The sequence below is a fragment of the Streptomyces sp. PA03-5A genome, from assembly GCF_033792725.1.
Classification (GTDB): domain Bacteria; phylum Actinomycetota; class Actinomycetes; order Streptomycetales; family Streptomycetaceae; genus Actinacidiphila.
On the sequence record NZ_JARAVL010000019.1, the window covers coordinates 103,973 to 125,101 of the forward strand.

The 21,129-nt window shown below is 72.2% G+C and carries 17 protein-coding genes and 1 pseudogene; 9 read left to right on the forward strand and 9 right to left on the reverse strand.

Annotated elements, in window-relative coordinates; translation table 11 throughout:
- Window positions 1–59: 59 nt before the first annotated feature.
- The 6 genes from PV410_RS24070 to PV410_RS24095 form a co-directional block, all read right to left on the reverse strand.
- Window positions 60–2,174, reverse strand: coding sequence for an ABC transporter ATP-binding protein (locus tag PV410_RS24070; protein WP_500327575.1), 2,115 nt, complete (start codon window positions 2,172–2,174; stop codon window positions 60–62).
- Window positions 2,175–2,478: 304 nt separating this feature from the next.
- On the reverse strand, window positions 2,479–3,498 hold the full coding sequence (locus PV410_RS24075) for an ABC transporter permease (protein ID WP_500327577.1): 1,020 nt from the start codon (window positions 3,496–3,498) through the stop codon (window positions 2,479–2,481).
- Between the two features lie 36 nt (window positions 3,499–3,534).
- Window positions 3,535–4,503, reverse strand: coding sequence for an ABC transporter permease (locus PV410_RS24080; RefSeq protein ID WP_500327579.1), 969 nt, complete (start codon window positions 4,501–4,503; stop codon window positions 3,535–3,537).
- Between the two features lie 373 nt (window positions 4,504–4,876).
- Window positions 4,877–8,155: a GH92 family glycosyl hydrolase gene (locus PV410_RS24085; RefSeq protein ID WP_500327581.1), complete on the reverse strand. Its 3,279-nt coding sequence runs from the start codon at window positions 8,153–8,155 to the stop codon at window positions 4,877–4,879.
- A 423-nt stretch (window positions 8,156–8,578) separates the two neighbouring features.
- Complete coding sequence (locus tag PV410_RS24090; RefSeq protein ID WP_500327583.1) at window positions 8,579–9,811, reverse strand: GNAT family N-acetyltransferase; 1,233 nt, start codon at window positions 9,809–9,811, stop codon at window positions 8,579–8,581.
- 515 nt (window positions 9,812–10,326) lie between these two features.
- Complete coding sequence (locus tag PV410_RS24095) at window positions 10,327–11,058, reverse strand: DUF7873 family protein (RefSeq protein WP_500327585.1); 732 nt, start codon at window positions 11,056–11,058, stop codon at window positions 10,327–10,329.
- A gap of 79 nt (window positions 11,059–11,137) precedes the next feature.
- Between PV410_RS24095 and PV410_RS24100 the strand changes: the two genes are divergently transcribed.
- Window positions 11,138–11,659 carry a GNAT family N-acetyltransferase gene (locus PV410_RS24100; protein WP_500327587.1) on the forward strand — a complete coding sequence of 174 codons (522 nt, stop codon included), beginning with the start codon at window positions 11,138–11,140 and terminating at the stop codon, window positions 11,657–11,659.
- Between the two features lie 6 nt (window positions 11,660–11,665).
- Here the strand turns inward: PV410_RS24100 and PV410_RS24105 are convergent.
- Window positions 11,666–11,863 (reverse strand): annotated as a pseudogene (locus PV410_RS24105) (alpha/beta hydrolase); the annotation flags it as partial.
- A 48-nt stretch (window positions 11,864–11,911) separates the two neighbouring features.
- Here PV410_RS24105 and PV410_RS24110 point away from each other — a divergent pair.
- On the forward strand, window positions 11,912–12,379 hold the full coding sequence (locus PV410_RS24110) for an LLM class flavin-dependent oxidoreductase (RefSeq protein ID WP_500327699.1): 468 nt from the start codon (window positions 11,912–11,914) through the stop codon (window positions 12,377–12,379).
- Here the strand turns inward: PV410_RS24110 and PV410_RS24115 are convergent.
- A complete protein-coding gene (locus tag PV410_RS24115) occupies window positions 12,309–12,770 on the reverse strand; it encodes a macro domain-containing protein (protein WP_500327589.1) in 462 nt (153 codons plus the stop codon). The two genes, PV410_RS24110 and PV410_RS24115, sit on opposite strands and share 71 nt — an antisense overlap.
- A 42-nt stretch (window positions 12,771–12,812) precedes the next feature.
- Between PV410_RS24115 and PV410_RS24120 the strand changes: the two genes are divergently transcribed.
- From PV410_RS24120 to PV410_RS24130, 3 genes are all read left to right on the forward strand, one after another.
- Complete coding sequence (locus tag PV410_RS24120) at window positions 12,813–13,697, forward strand: SCO4651 family lipoprotein (protein WP_500327591.1); 885 nt, start codon at window positions 12,813–12,815, stop codon at window positions 13,695–13,697.
- 146 nt (window positions 13,698–13,843) lie between these two features.
- The gene (locus PV410_RS24125) at window positions 13,844–14,995 is read left to right on the forward strand and encodes a methyltransferase (protein WP_500327593.1); all 1,152 of its coding nucleotides are present in this window, start codon (window positions 13,844–13,846) and stop codon (window positions 14,993–14,995) included.
- 50 nt (window positions 14,996–15,045) lie between these two features.
- A complete protein-coding gene (locus tag PV410_RS24130; protein WP_500327594.1) occupies window positions 15,046–15,489 on the forward strand; it encodes an archease in 444 nt (147 codons plus the stop codon).
- A gap of 43 nt (window positions 15,490–15,532) precedes the next feature.
- Here the strand turns inward: PV410_RS24130 and PV410_RS24135 are convergent, their stop codons facing one another.
- The gene (locus PV410_RS24135; protein ID WP_500327595.1) at window positions 15,533–16,945 is read right to left on the reverse strand and encodes an RtcB family protein; all 1,413 of its coding nucleotides are present in this window, start codon (window positions 16,943–16,945) and stop codon (window positions 15,533–15,535) included.
- 213 nt (window positions 16,946–17,158) lie between these two features.
- Here PV410_RS24135 and PV410_RS24140 point away from each other — a divergent pair, with 213 nt between their 5' ends.
- The 4 genes from PV410_RS24140 to PV410_RS24155 all read left to right on the forward strand — a co-directional run bounded on the left by PV410_RS24140 (window position 17,159) and on the right by PV410_RS24155 (window position 21,107).
- Complete coding sequence (locus tag PV410_RS24140) at window positions 17,159–17,515, forward strand: PRC-barrel domain-containing protein (protein WP_500327597.1); 357 nt, start codon at window positions 17,159–17,161, stop codon at window positions 17,513–17,515.
- A 37-nt stretch (window positions 17,516–17,552) separates the two neighbouring features.
- Window positions 17,553–17,720 (forward strand): hypothetical protein, encoded by a 168-nt coding sequence (locus PV410_RS24145; protein ID WP_500327598.1) that lies wholly within the window; start codon window positions 17,553–17,555, stop codon window positions 17,718–17,720.
- A gap of 133 nt (window positions 17,721–17,853) precedes the next feature.
- Entirely contained in the window at window positions 17,854–19,734 is a 1,881-nt protein-coding gene (locus PV410_RS24150) for a transketolase (RefSeq protein ID WP_500327600.1), read from the forward strand.
- Window positions 19,735–20,066: 332 nt separating this feature from the next.
- Complete coding sequence (locus PV410_RS24155) at window positions 20,067–21,107, forward strand: hypothetical protein (RefSeq protein WP_500327601.1); 1,041 nt, start codon at window positions 20,067–20,069, stop codon at window positions 21,105–21,107.
- The last annotated feature ends 22 nt before the right edge of the window (window positions 21,108–21,129 follow it).

The following is a 21,129-nucleotide window of genomic DNA, read 5'->3' on the forward strand; positions in this document are numbered from 1 at the left end:
CGCCGGGCGGGACGGCCGGGGGTGCGTCACAGGCCGGCGCGTCACAGGCCGGGGGCGCGTCACAGGACCTCCAGGGCGGCCGCGTGGTGGCAGGCGGCGGTGTGGTCCTCGCCCAGGGCCCCTGCGGCGGGGTCCTCGGTGTCGCAGCGTCTGGCCTCGGCCGGTGCGAGCTGCAGGTACTTGGGGCAGCGGGTGCGGAACCGGCATCCCGAGGGGGTGTCCGCGGGGCTGGGCAGGTCGCCCTGGAGGATGATCCGCCGGCGCTGCCGCTCCTTGCGGGGGTCGGGCAGCGGCACGGCCGACAGCAGTGCCTGGGTGTAGGGGTGGGCCGGTCGGGCGAAGACGTCCTCGACGTCGCCGGCCTCGACGATGCGGCCGAGGTACATGACGGCGACGCGGTCGGCGATGTGCCGGATGACCGACAGGTCGTGCGCGATGAACAGATAGCTCAGGCCGAGTTCTGCCTGCAGCTCGTCGAGGAGGTTGATCACCCCGGCCTGGACCGAGACGTCCAGCGCGGAGACCGGCTCGTCCAGCACGACCAGCTTGGGGTCCAGGGCCAGCGCCCGGGCGATGCCGATCCGCTGCCGCTGTCCTCCGGAGAACTCCGCGGGATAGCGCTCGGCGTGCTCGGGCAGCAGCCCGACGAGGCGGAGCAGTTCGGGGACGCGCGCGGCGATGCGTTCCCGGTCCCAGCCGTGGGTGCGCAGCGGCTCGGCCAGGATGTCGCCGATCGGCATGCGGGAGTCCAGTGACGCCATCGGGTCCTGGAACACCACCTGGAGGTCCCGGCGCAGCTCCCGCCGCGCCTTCCCGTCCAGTTGCCCGACGTCCCTGCCGAGGACGGCCACGGTGCCGCCGCGCTGCCCGGCGAGGTCGAGGATCTGCAGCATGGTGGTGGTCTTGCCGCAGCCCGACTCGCCCACCAGCGCGAGGGTCTCGCCCTGGCGGATGTCGAAGTCCACGCCGTCGACGGCGCGCACCGTGCCCACCCGGTGCTTGAACACCGCGCCCTTGAGGAGCGGGAAGTGCTTGGTGAGGTGGGTGACCCGGAGCACCTCGGGCCGTGCCGCGCGCGGGGGTCCGCCGGGCCGCCGCGGTGAGGCGGGGGTGGGGAACATGCCCGGGGAGGGGATCCCGCCGGGCGTGTCGATCTCGTGTGCGCGATGGCACGCCGTGGCGTGACCGGCTCCGGTCGCGACGGCGCGCAGGCCGGGCTCCTCGGTACGGCAGCGGTCCACGGCCACCGGGCAGCGCTCCGCGAAGGGGCAGCCGGCCGGGAGGTCCACCATCGACGGCGGCGTGCCCTCGATGGGGGTGAGGGCCGTCCGGTCCCCGGTGTCGAGCCGCGGCACCGAGCCGAGCAGGCCGATGGTGTAGGGCATGCGGGGGGTGGCGAACAGCTGGTCGGCGGTCCCGGTCTCCACCGGCTTGCCGGCGTACATGACGACCACCCGGTCGGCCATGCCGGCCACCACGCCGAGGTCGTGGGTGATCAGGAGGATCGCGGCTCCGGTGACCTCCTGGGCCTTGCCCAGGACCTCCAGCACCTGCGCCTGGATGGTGACGTCGAGCGCCGTGGTGGGCTCGTCGGCGATGATCACCTCGGGGTCGTTGGCGATGGCCATGGCGATCATCGCCCGCTGGCGCATGCCGCCGGAGAACTCGTGCGGGAAGGCGTCGACGCGCCGCCTCGGGTCGGGGATGCCCACCAGGTCCAGCAGTTCCAGGGCCCGTTCGCGGGCCTGGGCGGCGGTGAGGTCCTGGTGGATCCGCAGGGCTTCCACCAGCTGGGTGCCGATGGAGAAGACGGGGGTGAGCGCCGAGAGCGGGTCCTGGAAGACCATGCCGATGTCACGGCCGCGGATGGCTGACATCTGACGGTCCGGCAGACCGAGCAGCTCGCGGTCGTTGAGCCGTACGGAGCCGGTGACCTCCGCGTCGTCCGGGAGCAGGCCGAGCACGGCGGTGGCGGTGACGGACTTGCCGGAGCCGGACTCGCCGACGACGGCCAGGGTCTCACCGGCGCGGAGCGTGAAGTCCACCCCGCGGACCGCCTGCACCCGTCCGGCCTCGCCGGGGAAGGACACCCGCAGGTCGCGCACGGTCAGGACCGGGTCGCCGGAGGCCGGCCGCGGGGTGGGGACGCCGGGGGCGGCGGTGGGGACGGTCACCAGGTTCCTCCGCGGATGCCCCGGCCTTCAGATCGGGGAGGGATCGGACCCCTGCGGAGCAGGGCAGGGAAAGGGGTTTCGCCCCCAGGACGAAAGACCGGCGGGTAGTGTGTGTGTCGTGCTGAGCGAGAACCATGCCAGCGCGACGGCGCGTTGCGAGAACCAAGCACGAGCCACCTCGGCTTTGCCGTACACAACCGGGCAGGTTCCATCCCGGCTGGTGTTGAGGGAGTAAGACCTTGCGGGGTGCTGACCTGCGGGGCTTCCTGAGCCAGGATTCCCCCTGCTTCAGCATGGGGAGGGTTCAAGGGGTGACTCCTTCCTCGGTGGGTGCGGCGGTGATGACCGCGGCTGAGGGCTTGCTGGGCGGGACCTGCCCGGCCTTCGCGTGCCGGGAGGTGGGCGTGCCCGGCCGGGCGCGCCCCCGGGACTTCGCTCCCCGTGCCGTCGGGTCGAAGGCGTCCCGCAGTCCGTCGCCGATGAACGCGACGGAGAGGCCGATCAGGACGAGGAAGGCGGCGGGGAAGAAGAACAGCCACGGGGAGGTGTTGGCGTCCGGCGTTCCGGCGGCGATGAGGGTGCCGAGGGACACGTCGGGCGCCTGGATGCCGAACCCGAAGTAGGACAGCGAGGTCTCGCCGAGCACGATCGCGCCCACCTGGACGGTCGCGTCGATGATGAGGATCGACGCCGCGTTGGGGAGGATGTGCCGGAAGATGATGACCAGCGGGTGGACGCCCATGTAGCGCGCGGCGAGGACGTACTCCCGCTCCCGCAGGGTCCGGGTCATGCTCCGCACCACCCGCCCGGTGATCATCCAGCCGAACGCCGCGAGCAGGACCACGAAGAACAGCCAGGTCCCGTGCTGGAACGCCGGTGACAGGACGGCGAGTAGCAGGAACGCCGGGATCACCAGCATCAGGTCGAGGAACCACATCAGGACGCGGTCGGTCCAGCCGCCGAAGTAGCCGGCCGAGGCGCCCACCACCGCGGCGATCAGCGTCGTGAGCGGCCCTCCGACGAGTCCGACGACCAGTGACTTCTGCAGGCCCCTCAAGGTGAGCGCGAACAGGTCCTGGCCCGAGTGGGTCGTGCCGAACCAGTGCGCGGCCCCGGGCCCGGTGTCCAGGCTGGCGAAGTCGTTGTCGTGGTACGTCCAGTGCAGGAACGGCGGTACGGCGTACGCCAGGAGCACCAGGGCGATCACCAGGGCGATGCCCACCAGGGCCAGCCGGTTGCGGGCGAAGCGGGCGAGGACGAGCGCGCCGCGGCTCCTGGTCCGGTGTGGCGCCGCGGTCCCGGCGGCGGTTGCGGGGGTGGTCATGAGGGGATCTCCTCGAGTCGGTCGACGTGGGCCGTCTCAGGTGCGGACCCGAGGGTCGAGCGCCGCGTAGACGAGGTCGGAGAGCAGTCCCGCGATCAGGACGATGCCGGCGGTGAAGATCGCCACGGCGGCGACCGCGTTGACGTCGTTGCTGGTGATGGAGTCGACCAGCCACTCCCCCATGCCGTGCCACCCGTAGATCTCCTCGGTGAAGGTGGCGCCGGTGAACAGCAGCACGACGTTGTAGACCACCAGCGGCATCACGGGGATGACCGCGGTGCGCAGTCCGTGCCGCAGGACCGCCTGACGCCGCCGGAGCCCCTTGGCGCGGGCCGTCCGCAGGAAGTCGCTGCCCAGGACGTCGAGCATCGTGCTGCGCTGGTAGCGGCTGAAGAACGGGATCTGGGCGAGCAGCAGTGTCAGGGTCGGCAGCACGAGGTGTTCGAGGTTGTTGAGGACGACCGGGAGGGTGCCGTGCACCTTCGGGTCGTACATCCCGATGTACTGCACCAGCGGCCCGTCACCCGCGGTGTCCAGGGTCCGCAGTCCGACCGCGATCACCACGACCGGGGTGGCCAGCAGGACGTAGGAGACGATCGTCGACACCCGGTCGGAGGGCCGGTACTGCCGCAGTGCGTTCCAGGCGCCGACCGCGACGCCGCCGACGGCCCCCAGGACGGTCGCGACGAAGAGGAGCTCGGTGCTGACCAGGACGCGGCGGCCCAGCTCGGTGTTGACCGATGCGCCGTCGTAGGTCCTGCCGAAATCGCCGTGCAGCACGATCCCGGTCAGCCAGCGCCAATACCGGAGGTACACGGGCGTGTGCGGGTCGAGGTTGTAGGCGTGCAGGATCGCGTAGATCGAGTGCAGGGGCGGCCGGGGATTCTTCGACAGGTAGTTGATGTCGGGGTGGAGGGTGAAGGATGCGAGAAAGTACGTCGCGCTGGCCGCGATGAACACCAGGAATGCGTAGTTGCCGAGGCGGCGCAGTAGGTAACGGCCCAACGTGCTTTCTCCTTCCCGTGGCACGCCCTGTGACCAGGGCCGCACCGGCTCCTACGGGGGCGTGACCCGGGTTCGGCAGCGCCACCCGGATGTCGCCGTATCGGAGCGGGGAAACAATGGAGCGTCGCGGTGGGACGGCTCGGGAAATATCCTCCTGCCACCCGCGTCCATATGAGGCAATACGCGCACAAAGAATTGGCAATACGCATTGCGGGACGGAATTCCGGGAAAGGGTTCCGAGTCGGGTGGAATTCTCTCTATGACGTGCGCCACTTTATGTGATGTTGATATCGGCGATGCGGGCGCCGTTCCGGGCAGCACGAAGGGCGGGCGCGGAGTCGGCTCCGCGCCCGCCCCTGGGGGTGCTCCCGCGTCAGTCCACCGCGAGGGTGAAGACGTGGAGGTCCGTGTTCTCCGGGAGCTTCACGCTCGTGATGGTCTTGCCGTCCGGTGCCGGGAAGGGCTTGGTGGCGAAGACGTACGTGGCCACCGGGTCCTTGTCCGCGCCCGCGACGTTGCGGTAGGCGGTCTTGGCGACGACCTCGTTGCCGAACTTGACGCTGCCTCCGCCACCTCCCACGGTCCAGTCGGTGAAGGACAGGTCGACGGCACCGGTGCTGCCGTCGGTGTAGGTGACCGTCGCCGTCGTCTGCTGGTCGCCGTTGACGGCGCTGCCGACGAACGACAACCGCGAGGCGGGCGTGTCCAGTTCGATGGTCTGGCCGGTCGCCGAGGCGTTGTCGGGGCGGCCGGCGGGGGAATCCGGCCAGGTGAACGCGAGGCCTCCGGTGACCGTGCCCTGCGTCCCGCCGGTGAGGCCGGCCGCAGCGAGCGCCTGACGGGAGTAGCTCCAGCCGCCGCCGTCGTAGTCCGCCTCGTCGTGGTCACCGGCGTCGTCCGAGACGCCCGTGCTGTTGTACGCCGCGATGAGGGAACCGGGAGCGGCCACCGTCAGGGACACCGGCTGCTCGTACGAGGTGTCCCCGTAGCTCACCGCCACCTTGGCGTCGTAGAAGCCCTGCTTGACGTCGCCGGCGGTGGACAGGGTGATCTCCTGGGAGCCGTCCGTGAACTCCCCCTCCGCGGGCGACGCCGTGACGCCGTCGGGCACCTCGACGCGGAAGCGCACCTTCGGTGCGGCGCCGCCGCGCAACGACAGGGCGCGGATGCCGACCTTGGTGCCGCCGCCCGGGGCGATCGTCGCCGTGGTCGGGCCGACGCCGACCTGGTGCGGCTGCTCACCCTCCCGGAACGAGGGCGGTGCGTCGGCCGCGTCCGCTCCCCAGGTGCGGTCCGCGGTACGCGACAAGGTGTAGTCGAGCCTGCCTCCGTCCTCGACGAAGGAGGCGGGCAGCCACGGCCGGTCACTGGCACGTCCGTTGACCTTCAGCGACCGGACGTACGGCGCGTCGGCCGCCGCGCCCGCCGCGCGGATGGAGATGTCGTTCCCGGCCGGGCGGTCGATCTCGATCCGCGGGAACAGCGGGGAGCCCAGGACGAGTTCGGCGCGGGAGGGCACCTGCGGGTACATGCCGAGCGCGGAGAAGACGTACCAGGACGACATCGCGCCGAGGTCGTCGTTGCCGGGGATGCCGCCCGGCTGCGTGGACCACAGGGCGCCCATCGCGGCCCGCACGGTCTCCTGCGTCTTGTAGGGCGCGCCGGCGTAGGCGTAGAGGTACGGCACGTTGATCGACGGCTCGTTGTCCATCTCCGACTTCTCGCCGCCGCTGCCGGTGAAGGCCCACTTGCCGTCCGCCGTGTGGAAGAACGCGTCCAGCCGGTCGAGGGCCTCGCCGCGGCCGCCCATCGCCGCGAACAGCCCGGCCGGGTCGTGCTGCACCATCCAGGTGTACTGGGCGGCCGTGCCCTCGACGAAGCCGTTGCCGGTGGCCGGGGTGAACCCGGTGACCCAGCTGCCGTCGGCCGCGCGGTTGGCGATGTAACCGCCGCTCGGGTCGGCGGCGAGGTTGAAGTTGTTCTGCCACCACTGGGAGCGCCGGGCGAAGTCGGCGGCGGTGTGCTTCCGGCCGGCGGCCGAGGCGAGCTGCGAGAGGGCGAAGTCGGCGCCCGACATCTCCAGCGTCTCGGCGGCGCCGCCCCAGGCGTTGGAGACGGACGGCATGTAGTGCAGCTTCAGGTACTTGTCCAGGGACGGGCGCTGACCCACGGAGAGGATCGGCTTGCCCACCGGCGACAGGTCGCGCTCCGTCGGCACGGTCGCGGCCTTCACCAGGGAGTCGAGCGCGCCGCGCAGGTCGAAGTCCGTGCCGCCGAAGGCCCGGATCCCGGCGAGGGCGGCCGGTGACGGGTCGCCGTTCATGACGTGCGTGCCGGAGGCGCCGTGCAGCCAGCGGTCCCAGACGCCGCCGTTCTGCTCGGCGAGCTCGTACAGGGACTGGGCGATGTCCGAGCCGGTGCGCGGGCTCAGCAGGGTGAGTAGCTGCACCTGCGAGCGGTAGACGTCCCAGCCGGAGAAGGTGCCGTACTGCGCCTGGTGGCCGCGGGCCACCGTGTGGACCTCGCCGTCGCTGCCGCGGTATCTGCGGTCGGTGTCGCTGATGACGTTGGGGTGGATCAGCGCGTGGTAGAGGGCGGTGTAGAAGGTGCTGCGCTCGGCGTCCGTGCCACCGCCCACCTTGATCGCGCCCAGCCGGTCGCGCCAGGCGCGACCGGCCGCGTCCCGTACCGAGTCGAAGGAGCGGTGCCGCGGGTTCTCGGCGGCGAGGTTGGCCTCGGCGCCTGCCTGGCTCACGTACGAGATGCCGACCTTGACGTTCACCGGTCCGCTGCCGGGCGCGAACTCCACCCAGCCGCCGGCGCCCTTGCCCGCGACCGGCGTCCCGCCGTGGGAGAAGCCTCCCGTGCCGCCCGAGGCGGTGGTGGAGCCGGGGGTCACCTTGTCGTCCTGCCAGGTGCCGGTCGCCTTGAAGGAGCGGTCGAAGCGGGCGGTGAAGTAGAGGGTGTAGTAGGAGCGCCGGCCCTCCGGGTCGAGGTAGCCGCAGAAGTTCCCGGAGGTGACCGAGCCGGAGACGGTACGGGCCTGCGGGTCGATGATCACGGTGGAGTCCGTGGACCCGACCTCGGAGTTGGCGGTGCGGATCAGCATCGAGGCGGGCTTGTCCGCGGGGAAGGTGAAGCGGCCGGAGCCGGTGCGCGCGGTGGCCGTCAGGTCCGCCGTCACGCCGGAGGACAGGCCCACCTTGTAGCGGCCCGGCTCGGCGGTCTCGTCGGCGTGCTTGAAGTCCGCGGCGTACACCGCGTCCTTGGTGTCCGCCGCGGGCGAGGTGGTGACCTCTCCGGCGTACGGGAGGAACGGGATGTCGCCGCTGCCGCCCGCGCAGCCGGTGCCCGACATGTGGGTGAGGCTGAAGCCCCGGATGCGGGTCGCGTCGTAGTGGTAACCACCGGGCGCCGTGGTGCGGGTGGCGTCACCGCGGGTGGTCTCGGGGCTCCAGGACAGCATGCCGAGGGGGACGACGGCGCCGGGGAAGACGTTGCCGCCGTTCTTGGTGCCGATCAGGGGGTCGACGTAGGCGGTGGGGTCCTGTACGAGATCGGGTGGCGGCGCGGCGGGCGCCGCGAGGGCGGGAGTGGCACCGCCGACCGCCAGGACGGCGGCCAGCAGAACGGACGTCGTACGCAAACGCATGACGCGGCCCTTCTTCTCTCGGACGGGTCGCGCGCCACGGGTCACACAAGCCGCGGGGACAGTAGCGTGCCCCACGGGTGCGCGGGAAGACCCCCTCGGGTGCACGTCAACTCCCTTGACATCGTTGCCTTCTCAGCCGGTATAGTCATGCCCAGCTCAAATGACAACGTTGTCGCGCACCACGGTTCCACAAGCCCCCCACGCCCGGCACCGCTCTCCCCCTCGTCTCCCTGGTCACCCGCCCGCAGGTACCCCACCCCGTCCCAGCCCGACGCCCCCGATCCGGTGCGGTCACGAGCCCTCTCGTGAACGGTCGGGCGGTACCCGCGGGGGCTGACAACGCCGCGGCTGTACGCCGGGCCCGAAGGATCCGGCGTGCAGCCGCGAGGTGTCACCCGCGCGATCGCCGAAGGCGCACGCGGGTCAGAACCAGTGCAGGCAGTGCGGGGAGCGCTCCGCGCGGAAGAGGGCGTCGGCGAGGGTCGCCGCGTCCGGGCGGTGGGCCCGGACGTGTCCGGCACGCACGAGCGTGCTCGGAGTGGTGCCGCCGAGGTAGACCGAGCCCAGGTCGCTCACGTCCAGGGACAGGTCGGGTTCCCGCTCCGTCGGGACGCACTCGGCCTTGTTGTCCCGGACGGTCAGCAGGTAGCGGTCGTGCTCGCCCAGGAACGGGTCGTCGACGTCGAGGACGAGCTCGCCGTCCGTGGACCAGCCGCGCGAGGTCAGTGCACGCGGGACGTCCAGCAGCCGCACCCAGAGCCAGTCGGTGTGGTTGCCCGCCTGTCCGGCGCGGAAATCCGCGAACTGCCAGCGCAGCGGATGCTCGGGCGGGACGTGCTTGAACACGACCTGAGCCACCAGGTCGTGCCCGAGCACGAACCGGGCCAGGGCCGTGAAGGCGGCGTCGTCGGTGGCGATGGTCTCGTCGACCGTCAAGGTGTCGGGCTCGCCGAGGGAGTAGCTGGCGTACCCGTCGGGCACGCCGTCGGCGTCGCGGTGGACAGCGACGTAGCGCGGTGCCGGGGAGACCGGGGGCTGCCCCGCCCCCAGGGCCCACCAGCGGTGCGGCCGGGACAGCGCGCCGGGCTGTGCGCGGCGGTACCGGTCGTAGACCGCTTCCAGGATCTCCCCGCACTCGGCACGCCGCAGCACCTCGACCGAGCCGGTGTCCGGGCCGGCCACCGGGGCGCCGGCCGTTCCGCGCGCCCGGGGGACGGCGAGGGCGGCCTGGTGGCGCGGCACCGTCAGTCGCCCCGTGTAGGTCGCCGGTCCGTAGCCGAACCTGCGGTAGATCAGGGCCTCGGAGGCCAGCAGCACGGAGAGGAACTCCCCGCGGGCCCGCAGCCCGGTGAGCTGATGCCGCATCATCGCGGTGAGCACGCCCTGACGCCGGTGCGAGGGCACGACGCCGACGGCGGTGACGCCGGCGGCCGGGACGAGGACCTCACCTGGCAGGGTGAGCTCGAAGGAGTACGCACCGGCGGTGCCGATCGGCCGTCCGTCCGCCGTCGTGGCGAGCAGGTTGCGGTCCATTTCGAGCGCCGACCACCAGACCCCGCGGCCGTCGGCCGGGGTTTCCGGGAAGCGCCCGAACGCGGCATGGAGCGTGTCGACGAAGACGTCGAGGTCCTGCTCGGTCGTGGAACGGATCTCCATCGCTGCCGCTGCCTCCCCGGGATACCGGCACCACGCGTCGTGGTGACCCGCCACAGTGCAGCGTCGCCCCTCGGCAAGGTCAAGCGAATTACGGCCGGCCCCGGCTCCGGCCCGCTGGAGTGAGGCGTGACGGAGCCCGGGAGCATATCCAGCTGCCCGGGCTCCTGAGATGCCACCCAATTGCGCACGCCGGCGGCGTTTAAGAGTCGCGGATCATTCTGAGATCGACGTGTTCTACCTTTGAACTACCGCGCCACGGAAGAGGCGCAGAGGGGAGTTGAACCCCCATCCGTCGATGATCGTCCGCGCTCGGTCGATCCGGCGTTCGGCGGCGAATGCTGAGACTGGAGCGAGAGTCTGAGATTGACGGGGCTGCCTCTACCGGTTGGGCCACCCCGGCCCGGTGTGCCGGGGGAGGGATTCGAACCCCCACTGATACCCCTGGTCAGCTTCAACATCAGTTTCAGCTTGCGCTCTCGGCGCACCCCCCGCTCTCACGAGGGGCGTTGATGGGGCTACCCGAACAGGTAGCCGAAGACCGCCTCCCCCACGCGCTGGTCGGTGACGTCCGCACCGTTGGCCTCCTCGCGGGCGAACTTCACGGCCTGCTGCAGCTTCTCGACCCTGGCGAGCAGTTCGTTCACGCGCCGCGCCGGCAGCGCGCCGGAGAACTTCACGGTCGTCCAGTACCCCACGGGCACGTCCTCGTAGTACACCTCGACCTGGGCCGGGTGCTTCTCCGTGGCCTCGGCCTTCACGTGGTTGCGCGGGACCTTCTTCGTGCGGATCGTCCGCACCGGGTCGGTCTTCCAGCAGTCCGTCGACGGGTCGGGGTTCCACGACTCGGACGCGTCCAGGACCGGCAGCTTGCGCACGAACGTGTGCAGGTCGGTGAGCTGCTTCTCCAGGAAGAGCAGGTACGGGACGGGGACCTGTGCGAGCAGCACCCTCCCGTCCACCACCACGTCGGCGGCCGCGGTCCGGTTGGCCCAGTCCTTGGTCGCCGTCACGTCGAAGAGCCGCGTCAGGGTGTCCCCGACCTCGTGCAGGACGTCCTCCGCCTTCACCTGGACCCGGGTGGACTCCGGGGGCAGTTGCTCGCCCTCCTCGTCCTTCGGCTGGTACGTCCGCGAGATCCCGGCGAGCAACGCGGGCTTCTGGACGTCGTGATGGGCCTGGGTCAATTCCTGGAGGGACTTGGACTTGACGCCCTTTTCCACGGCGATGATCTGATTGAGCTTCGGCACGTCAGCGAAATTAGCAGCGCCCGCCCGTACACACACCCGATTTCTCGGGCGCACCGTGACGCACCGGTATCGTCGCCGTATGCCCGAGCTGATCGCGCCCACCACCCGTCTGCATTCCGCCTGGCTCGAGGCGCGGGACGAATGGGGTCCCGGCCCGCACGAGGACGGCTTCGGCCTGGAGCCGTCCGACGAGGTCGGCTCGCCGGACGGGTTCGCGGCCTGGGTGACGACGCTGGCCGGGCAGTCGGGGCCGGAGGCGGTGGAGGCGGGCCGCGGCTGCTGGTACCGGTGGATCGTCGAGGGCGACCGGGTCCACGGGGGCATCGCCCTGCGGCAGGGGCCCGGCGACTTCGTGCTGCGGTTCGGTCACATCGGCTACGGCATCCGGCCCTCCTCGCGCCGCCGTGGCCTGGCCACCTGGGCCCTCGGCCGGATGCTCCACGAGGCGCGCGGGCTCGGACTGGACCGGGTGCTGATCGTCTGCGAGGCGGCGAACACCGCCTCCGCCAGGACGATCGAGCGCAACGGCGGGGTGCTCGAGGGCGTCGAGGAGGCCGGGCCGGGTGGCGCCGTGCGACGCTACGGGATCACGATCGCCTGACGCGGTTCAGGGGTGCAGCGCCCGCTGCAGGGCCTCGACGGCCAGCGTGCGGGCGACGACGGTCGCCTTGGAGTCCCAGAGGCTGTCGAGCATGAGGAAGTCGTGGACCATGCCGAGCACCGGCACCGCGGTGACGTCCACGCCCGCCTCGCGCAGCTTGGCGGCGTAGGCCTCGCCCGCGTCGCGCAGTACGTCGGCCTCGTCGGCCGGGTCGACTTCTCGGGGGAATTCTGGCGGTTGAGCGACGCGGCGATGGAGCCGAAACCGTTCCAGAAGCCCTTTCCCCTGGTGTGGTTCGGCGGCAGCGGGCGCACCGCGCTGCGCCGCGCCGTGATGAGTCCGGGGCTCTTCACCGGCTTCTTCGGCGCGGGTCAGGTCCGGACGGAGAAGTTCGCCGAGCAGGTCGCGATCGTGCGGCAGGCGCTGGCCGAGAGTGGCAGGACGGCGGACGGCTTCGGGATCGCCAAGCGCGTCTACATCGCGGTGGACGACGACTCCCGGCGCGCCCGCGCCCGGATCGACGCCGAACTGGCGGCGCTGTACATGCGCAAGTCACCCGAGATCGAGGCCGCCGCGATCGCGGGGACGCCCGCGGAGTGCGTCCGGGCGCTGCGTGAGGTCGTCGCCGCCGGTGCGGAGCTCATCCTGTTCACGCCCCTGTTCGCGCAGGCCGAGCACGCCGATCGCCTGGCCGCCGAGGTCCTGCCGGAGCTCGGCTGACGCACCCGCCGTGGCGGGTCCCCGGCTGCGGACCGAGCGCGGCCCGGCCGCAGGCCACGAGCCTGATCTGCCGGACCGGGCTCTGCGACGTCCGGAGGGCTGAGGCGGCGATCCGCGCCGCTTCCTCCGATGGCTGGTCGTGGACGCCGGTGGCGATCGAGGGGAACGCGATGCTCGTGGCCCCCAGCTCGTCCGCGCCCTGCGGGCAACGCCGGTAGGAGGAGGCGAGGATGTCGGCCTTTCCGTCGTCGCCGCCTCCCCCGCCGATCAGCGACTCGTCCGCCGCCGTCACGACGGCATCGGTGGGCGAGTCAGGCGTACATGGCGCTCCGTTCGAGCGGAGCCCCCGCTCGTTTGTGTGTTCGTCGATTGCTGTAGGGTCCAAGGCCATTGATCGTTGTACAAATCTTTACCGCTCGAAGGGGAACTTTTCATGCACATCCGTCGTCTTGTGGCGATCACCGCTGCGACCGGCACGCTCGCGCTCGGTCTCGCGGCCTGTGGTGACGCCACGAAGGAGGCGCCGAAGTCCGCGTCGACGCAGGGCTCCGCCAAGCCGGTGGAGAAGAAGGTCTCCCCCGTCGAAGCCGTGCGGAACGCCACCAAGGCGGTGGAGAAGCAGGCATCCGCGAAGGTCGCCGTCGACTCCGTCGACCCTGCGGACGGCAACACCAAGGCCGAGGGCACGCTGAGCTGGAAGAAGGGCTCCGAGGGGGCCGAGCTGAGCATGGACGCCGGTTCCGACGCCGACATGAAGGACATGGCCGGTCCGGACGGCAAGGTGCACATGACGATGGCGGACGGCAGCGTGTTCCTCCCGGTCGAGGGGGAGATGGCCGAGGCCGCGGGCGGCAAGAAGTGGCTGAAGCTCGACGGCTCCTCCGCGGAGGACAACCCGGCCAAGGACCTGCCGCACGGCCCCGCCGCGGCCCTTGCCGCGCTGTCCACCGCGGCGGACCTCGCCGCGGCCGGCGAGGAGCAGGTGGCCGGCGCCGAGGCGACCCACTACACGGGCACCGTGGACATCAAGAAGCTCGCCGCCGACACCTCCGTCCTGGAGCTCATCACAAAGGACGAGCGCGACGCCTACATCGAGGAACTGCACTCCACCGGCCTCAAGAACACCGTCAAGATCGAGGCGTGGATCAGCGCCGACGACCTCGCGGTCAAGACCGTGGAGTCCGGTAAGACCGCGAAGGGCCCGGCCAAGCTGACCATCGCGTACTCCGGCTACGGCCAGACCTCCGCCATCAAGGCGCCTCCGGCCAAGGACGTCACCACGTTCGCCGAGATGATCCAGAACGCCGCCCAGGGCTGACGTCAACCCGTCGGTGGGTGCGCCGCGACCACACGCACCCACCGACGGAGTGGGCCCGGTCGCCGGCGCGGACCGCTTCGTACGAGCGGCGACCCCGGGAGCCGGTAGCCGGGGGCGGCCCGGGCAGCCCGTACCCTGAGGGGGCGATGAACCTCTTCAGCACGCCGTGGGGCGCACTCGAACTGACCCGATTCCCCGCGGAGCCGCGGGAGACGCTGCGGGCGTGGGACGCCGCGGACGACTACCTGGTGCGGCACCTCGCGGAGAACGGGACGGACCTGACGGGCACGACCGTCGTCCTGGGGGACCGCTGGGGGGCACTGGCGACGGCGCTGGCGGCGCACCGCCCCACGCAGATCACGGACTCCCATCTCGGGCAGCAGGCCACGCGGGCGAACCTGCGGCGCAACGCGCCGGACGCCGAGGTGCGGATGCTGACGACCCGCGACGAGCCTCCGGCGCGCATCGACGTGCTGCTCGTCCGGGTGCCCAAGAGCCTCGCGCTGCTGGAGGACCAGCTGCACCGGCTGGCCCCGGCACTGCACCCCGGCACCGTCGTCCTGGGCGCGGGCATGGTCACCGAGATCCACACGTCCACGCTGCGTCTCTTCGAGCGGATCATCGGGCCGACCCGCACCTCGCTGGCGGTGCGCAAGGCGCGGCTGATCTTCAGCACCCCCGATCCGGCGGCGGCCCCCCGGGCGAACCCGTGGCCTCTGCGGTACCCGCTGCCCGACGGCATCGGACCGCTGTCCGGCCGCACCGTCACCAACCACGCGGGCGTGTTCTGCGCCGACCACCTCGACATCGGCACGCGTTTCCTGCTCGAGCACCTGCCGGACCGCAAGGGCCCGGACCGTGTGGTCGACCTGGGCTGCGGCAACGGCGTGGTCGGGACCGCGGTGGCGCTGGCGAATCCCGACAGCGACGTGCTGTTCGTGGACGAGTCGCACCAGGCCGTCGCCTCCGCCGAGGAGACCTTCCACGACAACGTGGGCCCCGGGGGCAAGGCCCGGTTCCTGGTCGGGGACGCCGCCGACGCCGTGGCCGCCGTCCGCCCCGACGGCGCCGACCTCGTCCTCAACAACCCGCCGTTCCACTCCCACCAGGCGGTCACCGCCGCGACCGCCCACCGCATGTTCGTCACCGCCCGGTCCGCGCTGCGGCCCGGCGGCGAGCTGCTGGTCATCGGGAACCGGCATCTGGGCTACCACGTGCGCCTGCGGCGGCTCTTCGGGAACTGCGAGGTCGTCGCGTCGAACCCGAAGTTCGTGGTCCTGCGGGCCGTCAAGCGCTGAAGCCGGGCCGCCGGGGTCTTGAGGTCGCGTGGACCGGGCAGGCGATCCTCATGGTGGACGAGGCGTACGGTGGCGGACCGGAGGCGGGCGGACACCGTGCGGTGCCGCACACCGCCGATGTGCGGATCGAGGCGTGGGGGCCCACCAGGGAGCAGTGCCTTGTCGAGGCGGTGCTGGGCCTGGTCGAGTGCTTCGCGGACACCGCCGGGGTGCGGCCGGTGTGCGTGCGGCGGATACCGGTCGCCGACGCCGCCGACGACGACCTGCTGGCGGACCTGCTGGACGAGGTCATCTTCCGGCTCGAGGTGCACGGGGAGGTGCCCGTCGACGTCGAGGCGGAGTCGGACGCCGACGGGCTGGACGTACGTATGGCGATGGCCGACGTGGGGTCGGTCGAGGTCACCGGTGCGGTGCCGAAGGCGGTCTCGCTCAACGAACTCCACCTGGCGCCCGGCCCGTACGGATGGACCTGCGCGGCGACGGTCGACGTCTGAAAGAGGGCGACGGACGTCCGAATGGCGGCGGTCCGCGGCGGGCCTACCCCTTCACCACGCCCAGGGGCACCAGGCGGACGACCTTGCGGCACAGCCCGGCGCCCTCGCTCGCCTCCACCACCGCCGAGACGTCCTTGTACGCCTCGGGCGTCTCCTCGGCGAGGCCGCGCCAGGACGAGGCGCGGACCGCGATCCCGCGGGCCTCCAGCCGGGCCCGCAGCTCCCTGCCGCTGACGCCCCGCGCGGCCTGGTGCCGGCTCTTCTCCCGGCCCGCCCCGTGGCAGGTCGAGTGGAAGGCGTCGCCACGGGGAACGCCGGTGAGGACGTACGAGCAGGTGCCCATGGTGCCGGGGATGAGCACCGGCTGGCCGGCGCCGCGCAGGTCGGCGGGAAGGTCCGGGTGACCGGGCGGGAGCGCCCGGGTGGCGCCCTTGCGGTGGACGCAGAGGGTGCACCGCCTGCCCTCCACGTCGTGCTCCTCGATCTTCGCCAGGTTGTGGGAGACGTCGTAGACGAGGGTCAGACGGACCCCCGCCTCGCGGCGGAAGACGCGGCGGGACAGCTCGCCGAGGAGTTGGCGGTTGGCCCGGGCGTAGTTGGCCGCGGCCGCCATCGCGCCGAGGTAGGCGCGGCCCTCGGGCGAGTCCACGGGGACGCAGGCGAGCTGCCGGTCGGGGACCTCGATGCCGTACCGCCGCATGGTCCGGTCCATGGCCCGCACGTGGTCGGAGCAGATCTGGTGCCCCAGTCCCCGGGAACCGCAGTGGATCATCACACAGACCTGGCCGAGCGCGAGGCCGAAGGCGGCGGCGACCGCTGCGTCGTACACCTCGGCGACCTCCTGCACCTCGAGGAAGTGGTTGCCCGAGCCGAGGCTGCCGACCTGCCCGAGGCCGCGTTCCCTGGCGCGTGCGCTCACCTGTCCGGGGTCGGCGTCGGCCACGGTGCCCTCGTCCTCGCACCGCCGCAGGTCGCCGTCCTCGCCGTGGCCCTCCTCCACGGCGTAGCGGGACCCACCCGTCAGCACGCGTTCCAGCCGGCGGTCGCTGCCCAGGTGCCAGACGGCTCCGGTGACGGCGCCGCGGGGTGTGTCCTGGCCCAGTCCGTCCATGATCGCGGGCAGGGCGGGTCCGACCGTCCGCCGGTCGCAGTCGGCCGCCAGCAGGCGCACGCCGCAGGAGATGTCGAAGCCCACCCCGCCCGGGGAGACCACGCCGCCGTCGTCGACGTCGGTGGCGGCCACGCCTCCGATGGGGAAGCCGTAGCCCCAGTGGACGTCGGGCATGGCGTAGGAGGCGCCGACGATGCCCGGCAGCGTCGCCACGTTGACGACCTGCTCCAGGGCCTTCTCGGCATGGCCGATCAGGTCGCGCGAGGCGAACACGACGCCGGGTACGCGCATCAGCGCGCGCGGAGCGATGCGGAAACGGTAGGGGCCCTCTTCCACGACATCCATCACAGCCTCCGGGGCCGGTGGCCGGTCAACGTCCCCCATGTGTCGCGTTGCCACGCGGGACCGCGGTAAACGGAGCCCGGCCGGATCCGGATTCCGGACGTAGCATGAGGAAAAGGGCCGGTGCGCTGTCACAAGCGACGACCCGTAAGGGCGATCCCGGTGCGTCCGCGCCGGGGCACGGTGCCGAATCGGCGCTCCACCGAGGAGCAGCACATGATCCATTCAGCCGATATCCGCGAGTGGCGCGACCGCGACGTCGTCGACCCCAAGGGGCACAAGATCGGCGCGCTGGAGGCGATCTACGTCGACACCGCCACCGACGAGCCGGCGGTGGCCACGGTGCGCACCGGTCTGCCCACGCGGCAGCGACTGGTCTTCGTCCCCCTCGACGAGGCGGTCGTGGGGCCCGGCTACGTCAAGGTCGCCCAGCCCAAGGGGCTGGTGAAGAAGGGTCCGTCCATCGGGACGGACGACGTCCTGCCCGCAGAGCAGGAAGGGGAGATCTTCCAGTACTACGACATGGCCTACCACCCGGGCGCCGGCGGCGAACGCAAACTCGCCCGCCGCTGAACGCCTCACCCCGCCGCGCCAAGGAGGTGTCCCGGCCATGGCGCTCTTCCTGTTCCTGCTTCTGGTGGCCGTGGTCCTCGGACTCATCGGCGTGGTCGCCGAAGGTCTGCTGTACCTGCTGGTCATCGGCATCGTCGTGCTCGTGCTCGACCTGGTGTACGTCGTTGTGAAATGGCGGCGTTCGCGCCGTGGGCTCCTGCGCTGAGACCGGCTGGGGGGGCGCCGGCCACGGGCTGCGTGCCGCCGGAACCCGTGGGGGGGGGAGCACACTTCCGCGCCCGGGCGGGGTAGCAGACATCAGGTACGCAGAGTCCTCCGCGCGAAGTAGGGAATCCGTCATGACGGACCAGAAAGCCGCCGCCCGCCCGATCGGGCCCGACAGCGACCTGGAACAGGTCTTCGAACTCGCCCAGCAGCTCCGGGTGGACTCGGTGCGGGCCAGCACCGCGGCCGGCTCGGGCCACCCGACGTCCAGCCTGTCCGCCGCCGACCTGATGGCCGTGCTGATGTCACGTCACCTGCGGTACGACTGGCAGCAGCCCGAGAACCCGGCCAACGACCACCTCATCTTCTCCAAGGGACACGCCTCTCCCCTGCTGTACGCGATGTTCCACGCCGCGGGCGCCGTCGACGAGCACGAACTCATGACGACCTACCGCACTTTCGGAGCCCGCCTCCAGGGCCACCCCACCCCCGTCCTGCCCTGGGTGGACGTGGCGACCGGATCGCTGGGCCAGGGCATCGCCTACGGCGTGGGCATCGCCACGGCGGGCCGCGACCTGGAGCACGAGCCGTACCGGGTGTGGGTGTTGTGCGGCGACAGCGAGATGGCCGAGGGCTCGGTCTGGGAGGCCCTGGACAAGGCGGGTCAGCGGCTGCTGCCCAACTTCGTCGCCATCGTCGACGTCAACCGGCTCGGCCAGCGCGGCCCCACCGAACTGCAGTGGGACACCGAGGCGTACGCCCGTCGCGTCGAGGCCTTCGGCTGCCGCGCCCTCGTCGTCGACGGGCACGACCTCCAGGCCGTCGACCGGGCGCTGGCCACCGCGGCGGACGGGCAGGCGCCCACCGTCATCGTCGCCAGGACCGTCAAGGGCCAGGGCGTCCCCGAGGTCGCCGACATCGAGGGCTGGCACGGCAAGCCCCTGCCGCCGGACCTCGCCGAGCACGCCATCGAGGAACTCGGGGGCGTGCGTCACCTGACGGTACGCGGCCCGCGGCCGCCCGAGGCCGCGCCGCGCCCGCCGATGGCCGCGACGACGCCCATGGAACTGCCGCGCTTCCAGCTCGGGGACGAGGTCGCCACCCGGGTCGCCTTCGGCAAGGCGCTCGTCGCCGTCGGCGCCCGCCCCGACGTCGTCGTCCTGGATGCCGAGGTCGGCAACTCCACGCACGCGGAGGACTTCGGCAAGGCCTACCCCGACCGGTACTTCGAGACGTACATCGCCGAGCAGCAGATGATCGCCTCGGCCGTCGGCATGGCCGTGCGCGGCTACCGCCCGTACGCGGCGACCTTCGCGGCCTTCCTCACCCGGGCCCACGACTTCATCCGCATGGCGGCCATCTCGCAGATCTCGATGGCCCTTTCCGGCAGTCACTGCGGCGTGGAGATCGGCGCCGACGGCCCCTCCCAGATGGGCGTGGAGGACCTGTCGATGATGCGCGCGGTCCACGGTTCCACCGTGCTCTACCCCAGTGACGCCACCTCGGCCGCGGCGCTGACGGCGGCCCAGGCCGACCTCGACGGCATCTCCTACCTGCGCACCACCCGCGGGGCCTATCCCGTCCTGTACCGGCCCGACGAGACCTTCCCCGTGGGCGGTTCCAAGACCCTGCGCCAGTCCGGCGACGACCGGGTCACCCTCGTCGGCGCCGGGGTCACCCTGCACGAGTGCCTCGCCGCGGCCGACGCGCTGGCCGCCGACGGCATCACGGCCCGCGTGATCGACCTGTACTCGGTCAAGCCCGTGGACGCCGACGCCCTCGCGCGCGCCGCCCGCGACACCGGCGCCCTCGTCGTCGCCGAGGACCACCACCCCGAGGGCGGCCTGGGCGAGGCCGTCCTGTCCGCCCTCGCCGCGCAGCGCCAGGGCCCGGCCTTCGCCCACCTGGCCGTCCGTGACCTGCCCGGCTCCGGCACCGCGGAGGAACTCCTGGACGCCGCCGGCATCTCCCGCACGCACATCGCCGAGGCGGCCAGGCGTCTGACCTCGGGATGACCCCCGCCTCGACCGGTACGAGCACCGGCGGCCGCCGTCACGGGTGACGGCGGCCGCCGCCGTACCGGCGCGGGCCCGTCCTCGGCGTCCCGTCACCTGTACGGGCTAACCGGAGCGCCGGCCGGGGCACCCCCGCGCAGTTCACCGGGACCGGCGCCGGGCACTGACTCGCGCCCCCGGCCCGCCGTGCGGCCGCGTGCGACGAGCCCGCCTCGCCGGGCGATCTTCCTCCGCTTCGCCCACGCTGGTGCCGGTGCCCGCCCCACCCGGCGGCGCCGCCGCACGCCAGGGCGGCCTCCACGGCCGCCACGACACCCCACGAGGGAGCAGGCATGACATTGACGACGGATGCGCTCATACCCGCGCTCGAGGATGTGCGGGAGGCACACGCCGCGGTGGTCGACCGGTTCCGGACCGACATGGCCGTCACCCCCGTCGGTCCCCATCGGCAGACCCTGGAACGTCATGCCGCCCAGACCCAGCACCACATCGCCCGCATCGACACCCACGTCCGTGAGATGCGCCCGCGCCACCTCCTGCGGGACACCGCCGAGATGGTCCGGACCGCGTCGGCCGGCGCGTTCCACACGGCCATGGCGCCCCTGCACATCGGCACCCGCATGGTCCGCGGCGTCCTGCCGGGGCGCGGGCAGGCCGACGAGCACCAGCTGCTGAGGAACACCGAGGCCGAGTACACCGCCACCGCGCGGGCCCTCGCGGCCTGCCGGGCGGGCGAGAGCATCGCCACCCTGGCCCAGGACGACCGCGCCGCCGCGCTGCTGACCACGCTGCGCCGGCAGGACGAGCAACTGCTGCGCGACCTGGAGTCCAGCGTCGAGGAACAGGCCCTGGCGGTGGCCACCACGGCGGCCGGCAACGGCCATCACGCCCACGGGGCGGCCGGTCTGGCCGACGCCGCCGTCCGGACGCTGCGCACGACCGCCCAGCGGCTCCAGGCCGTCTGGACCGCCGGACAGCCGGCGCCCCGTCCCGCCGCCGACGCACCGCGCCCGGCCGGGAAGGCCCACGCCCCCGTGGCCCGGAATGTGGACCTCCCGCTGGCTGACTACGACCGGCTCCCCGTCGCGGAGATCATCCAGCGGCTGCGCATCTTCTCGCAGGCGGACCTCTCCGTCATCGAGGACTACGAACGGGAGCACGGCGACCGGGTCGGCATCCTGAACGCCATCGAGAACCTGCGCGCCAACCAGCCCTGGCCCGGCTACGACACCATGAGCCCGGACCAGATCACCGCGCGGCTGCGCGGCGCCGAACCGCTGCAGGCCCGGCAGGCCATGGACTACGAGCGGCAGCACCGCGGACGCCCCGACGTCATCAGCGCCGCCAAGCAGCGCACCCGCGCCGCCGTCTGAGCCGGAGCTCCACGAGGTCCCC

Coding starts and splice junctions, on each gene's coding strand:
- PV410_RS24130 (WP_500327594.1), top strand. CDS start 15,046: ATGGTGGACGAGGCGTACGGTGGCGGACCGGAGGCGGGCGGACACCGT.
- PV410_RS24135 (WP_500327595.1), bottom strand. CDS start 16,945: ATGGATGTCGTGGAAGAGGGCCCCTACCGTTTCCGCATCGCTCCGCGC.
- PV410_RS24085 (WP_500327581.1), bottom strand. CDS start 8,155: ATGCGTTTGCGTACGACGTCCGTTCTGCTGGCCGCCGTCCTGGCGGTC.
- PV410_RS24115 (WP_500327589.1), bottom strand. CDS start 12,770: ATGGCCTTGGACCCTACAGCAATCGACGAACACACAAACGAGCGGGGG.
- PV410_RS24155 (WP_500327601.1), top strand. CDS start 20,067: ATGACATTGACGACGGATGCGCTCATACCCGCGCTCGAGGATGTGCGG.
- PV410_RS24075 (WP_500327577.1), bottom strand. CDS start 3,498: ATGACCACCCCCGCAACCGCCGCCGGGACCGCGGCGCCACACCGGACC.
- PV410_RS24100 (WP_500327587.1), top strand. CDS start 11,138: ATGCCCGAGCTGATCGCGCCCACCACCCGTCTGCATTCCGCCTGGCTC.
- PV410_RS24145 (WP_500327598.1), top strand. CDS start 17,553: ATGGCGCTCTTCCTGTTCCTGCTTCTGGTGGCCGTGGTCCTCGGACTC.
- PV410_RS24150 (WP_500327600.1), top strand. CDS start 17,854: ATGACGGACCAGAAAGCCGCCGCCCGCCCGATCGGGCCCGACAGCGAC.
- PV410_RS24090 (WP_500327583.1), bottom strand. CDS start 9,811: ATGGAGATCCGTTCCACGACCGAGCAGGACCTCGACGTCTTCGTCGAC.
- PV410_RS24140 (WP_500327597.1), top strand. CDS start 17,159: ATGATCCATTCAGCCGATATCCGCGAGTGGCGCGACCGCGACGTCGTC.
- PV410_RS24125 (WP_500327593.1), top strand. CDS start 13,844: ATGAACCTCTTCAGCACGCCGTGGGGCGCACTCGAACTGACCCGATTC.
- PV410_RS24110 (WP_500327699.1), top strand. CDS start 11,912: ATGGAGCCGAAACCGTTCCAGAAGCCCTTTCCCCTGGTGTGGTTCGGC.
- PV410_RS24120 (WP_500327591.1), top strand. CDS start 12,813: ATGCACATCCGTCGTCTTGTGGCGATCACCGCTGCGACCGGCACGCTC.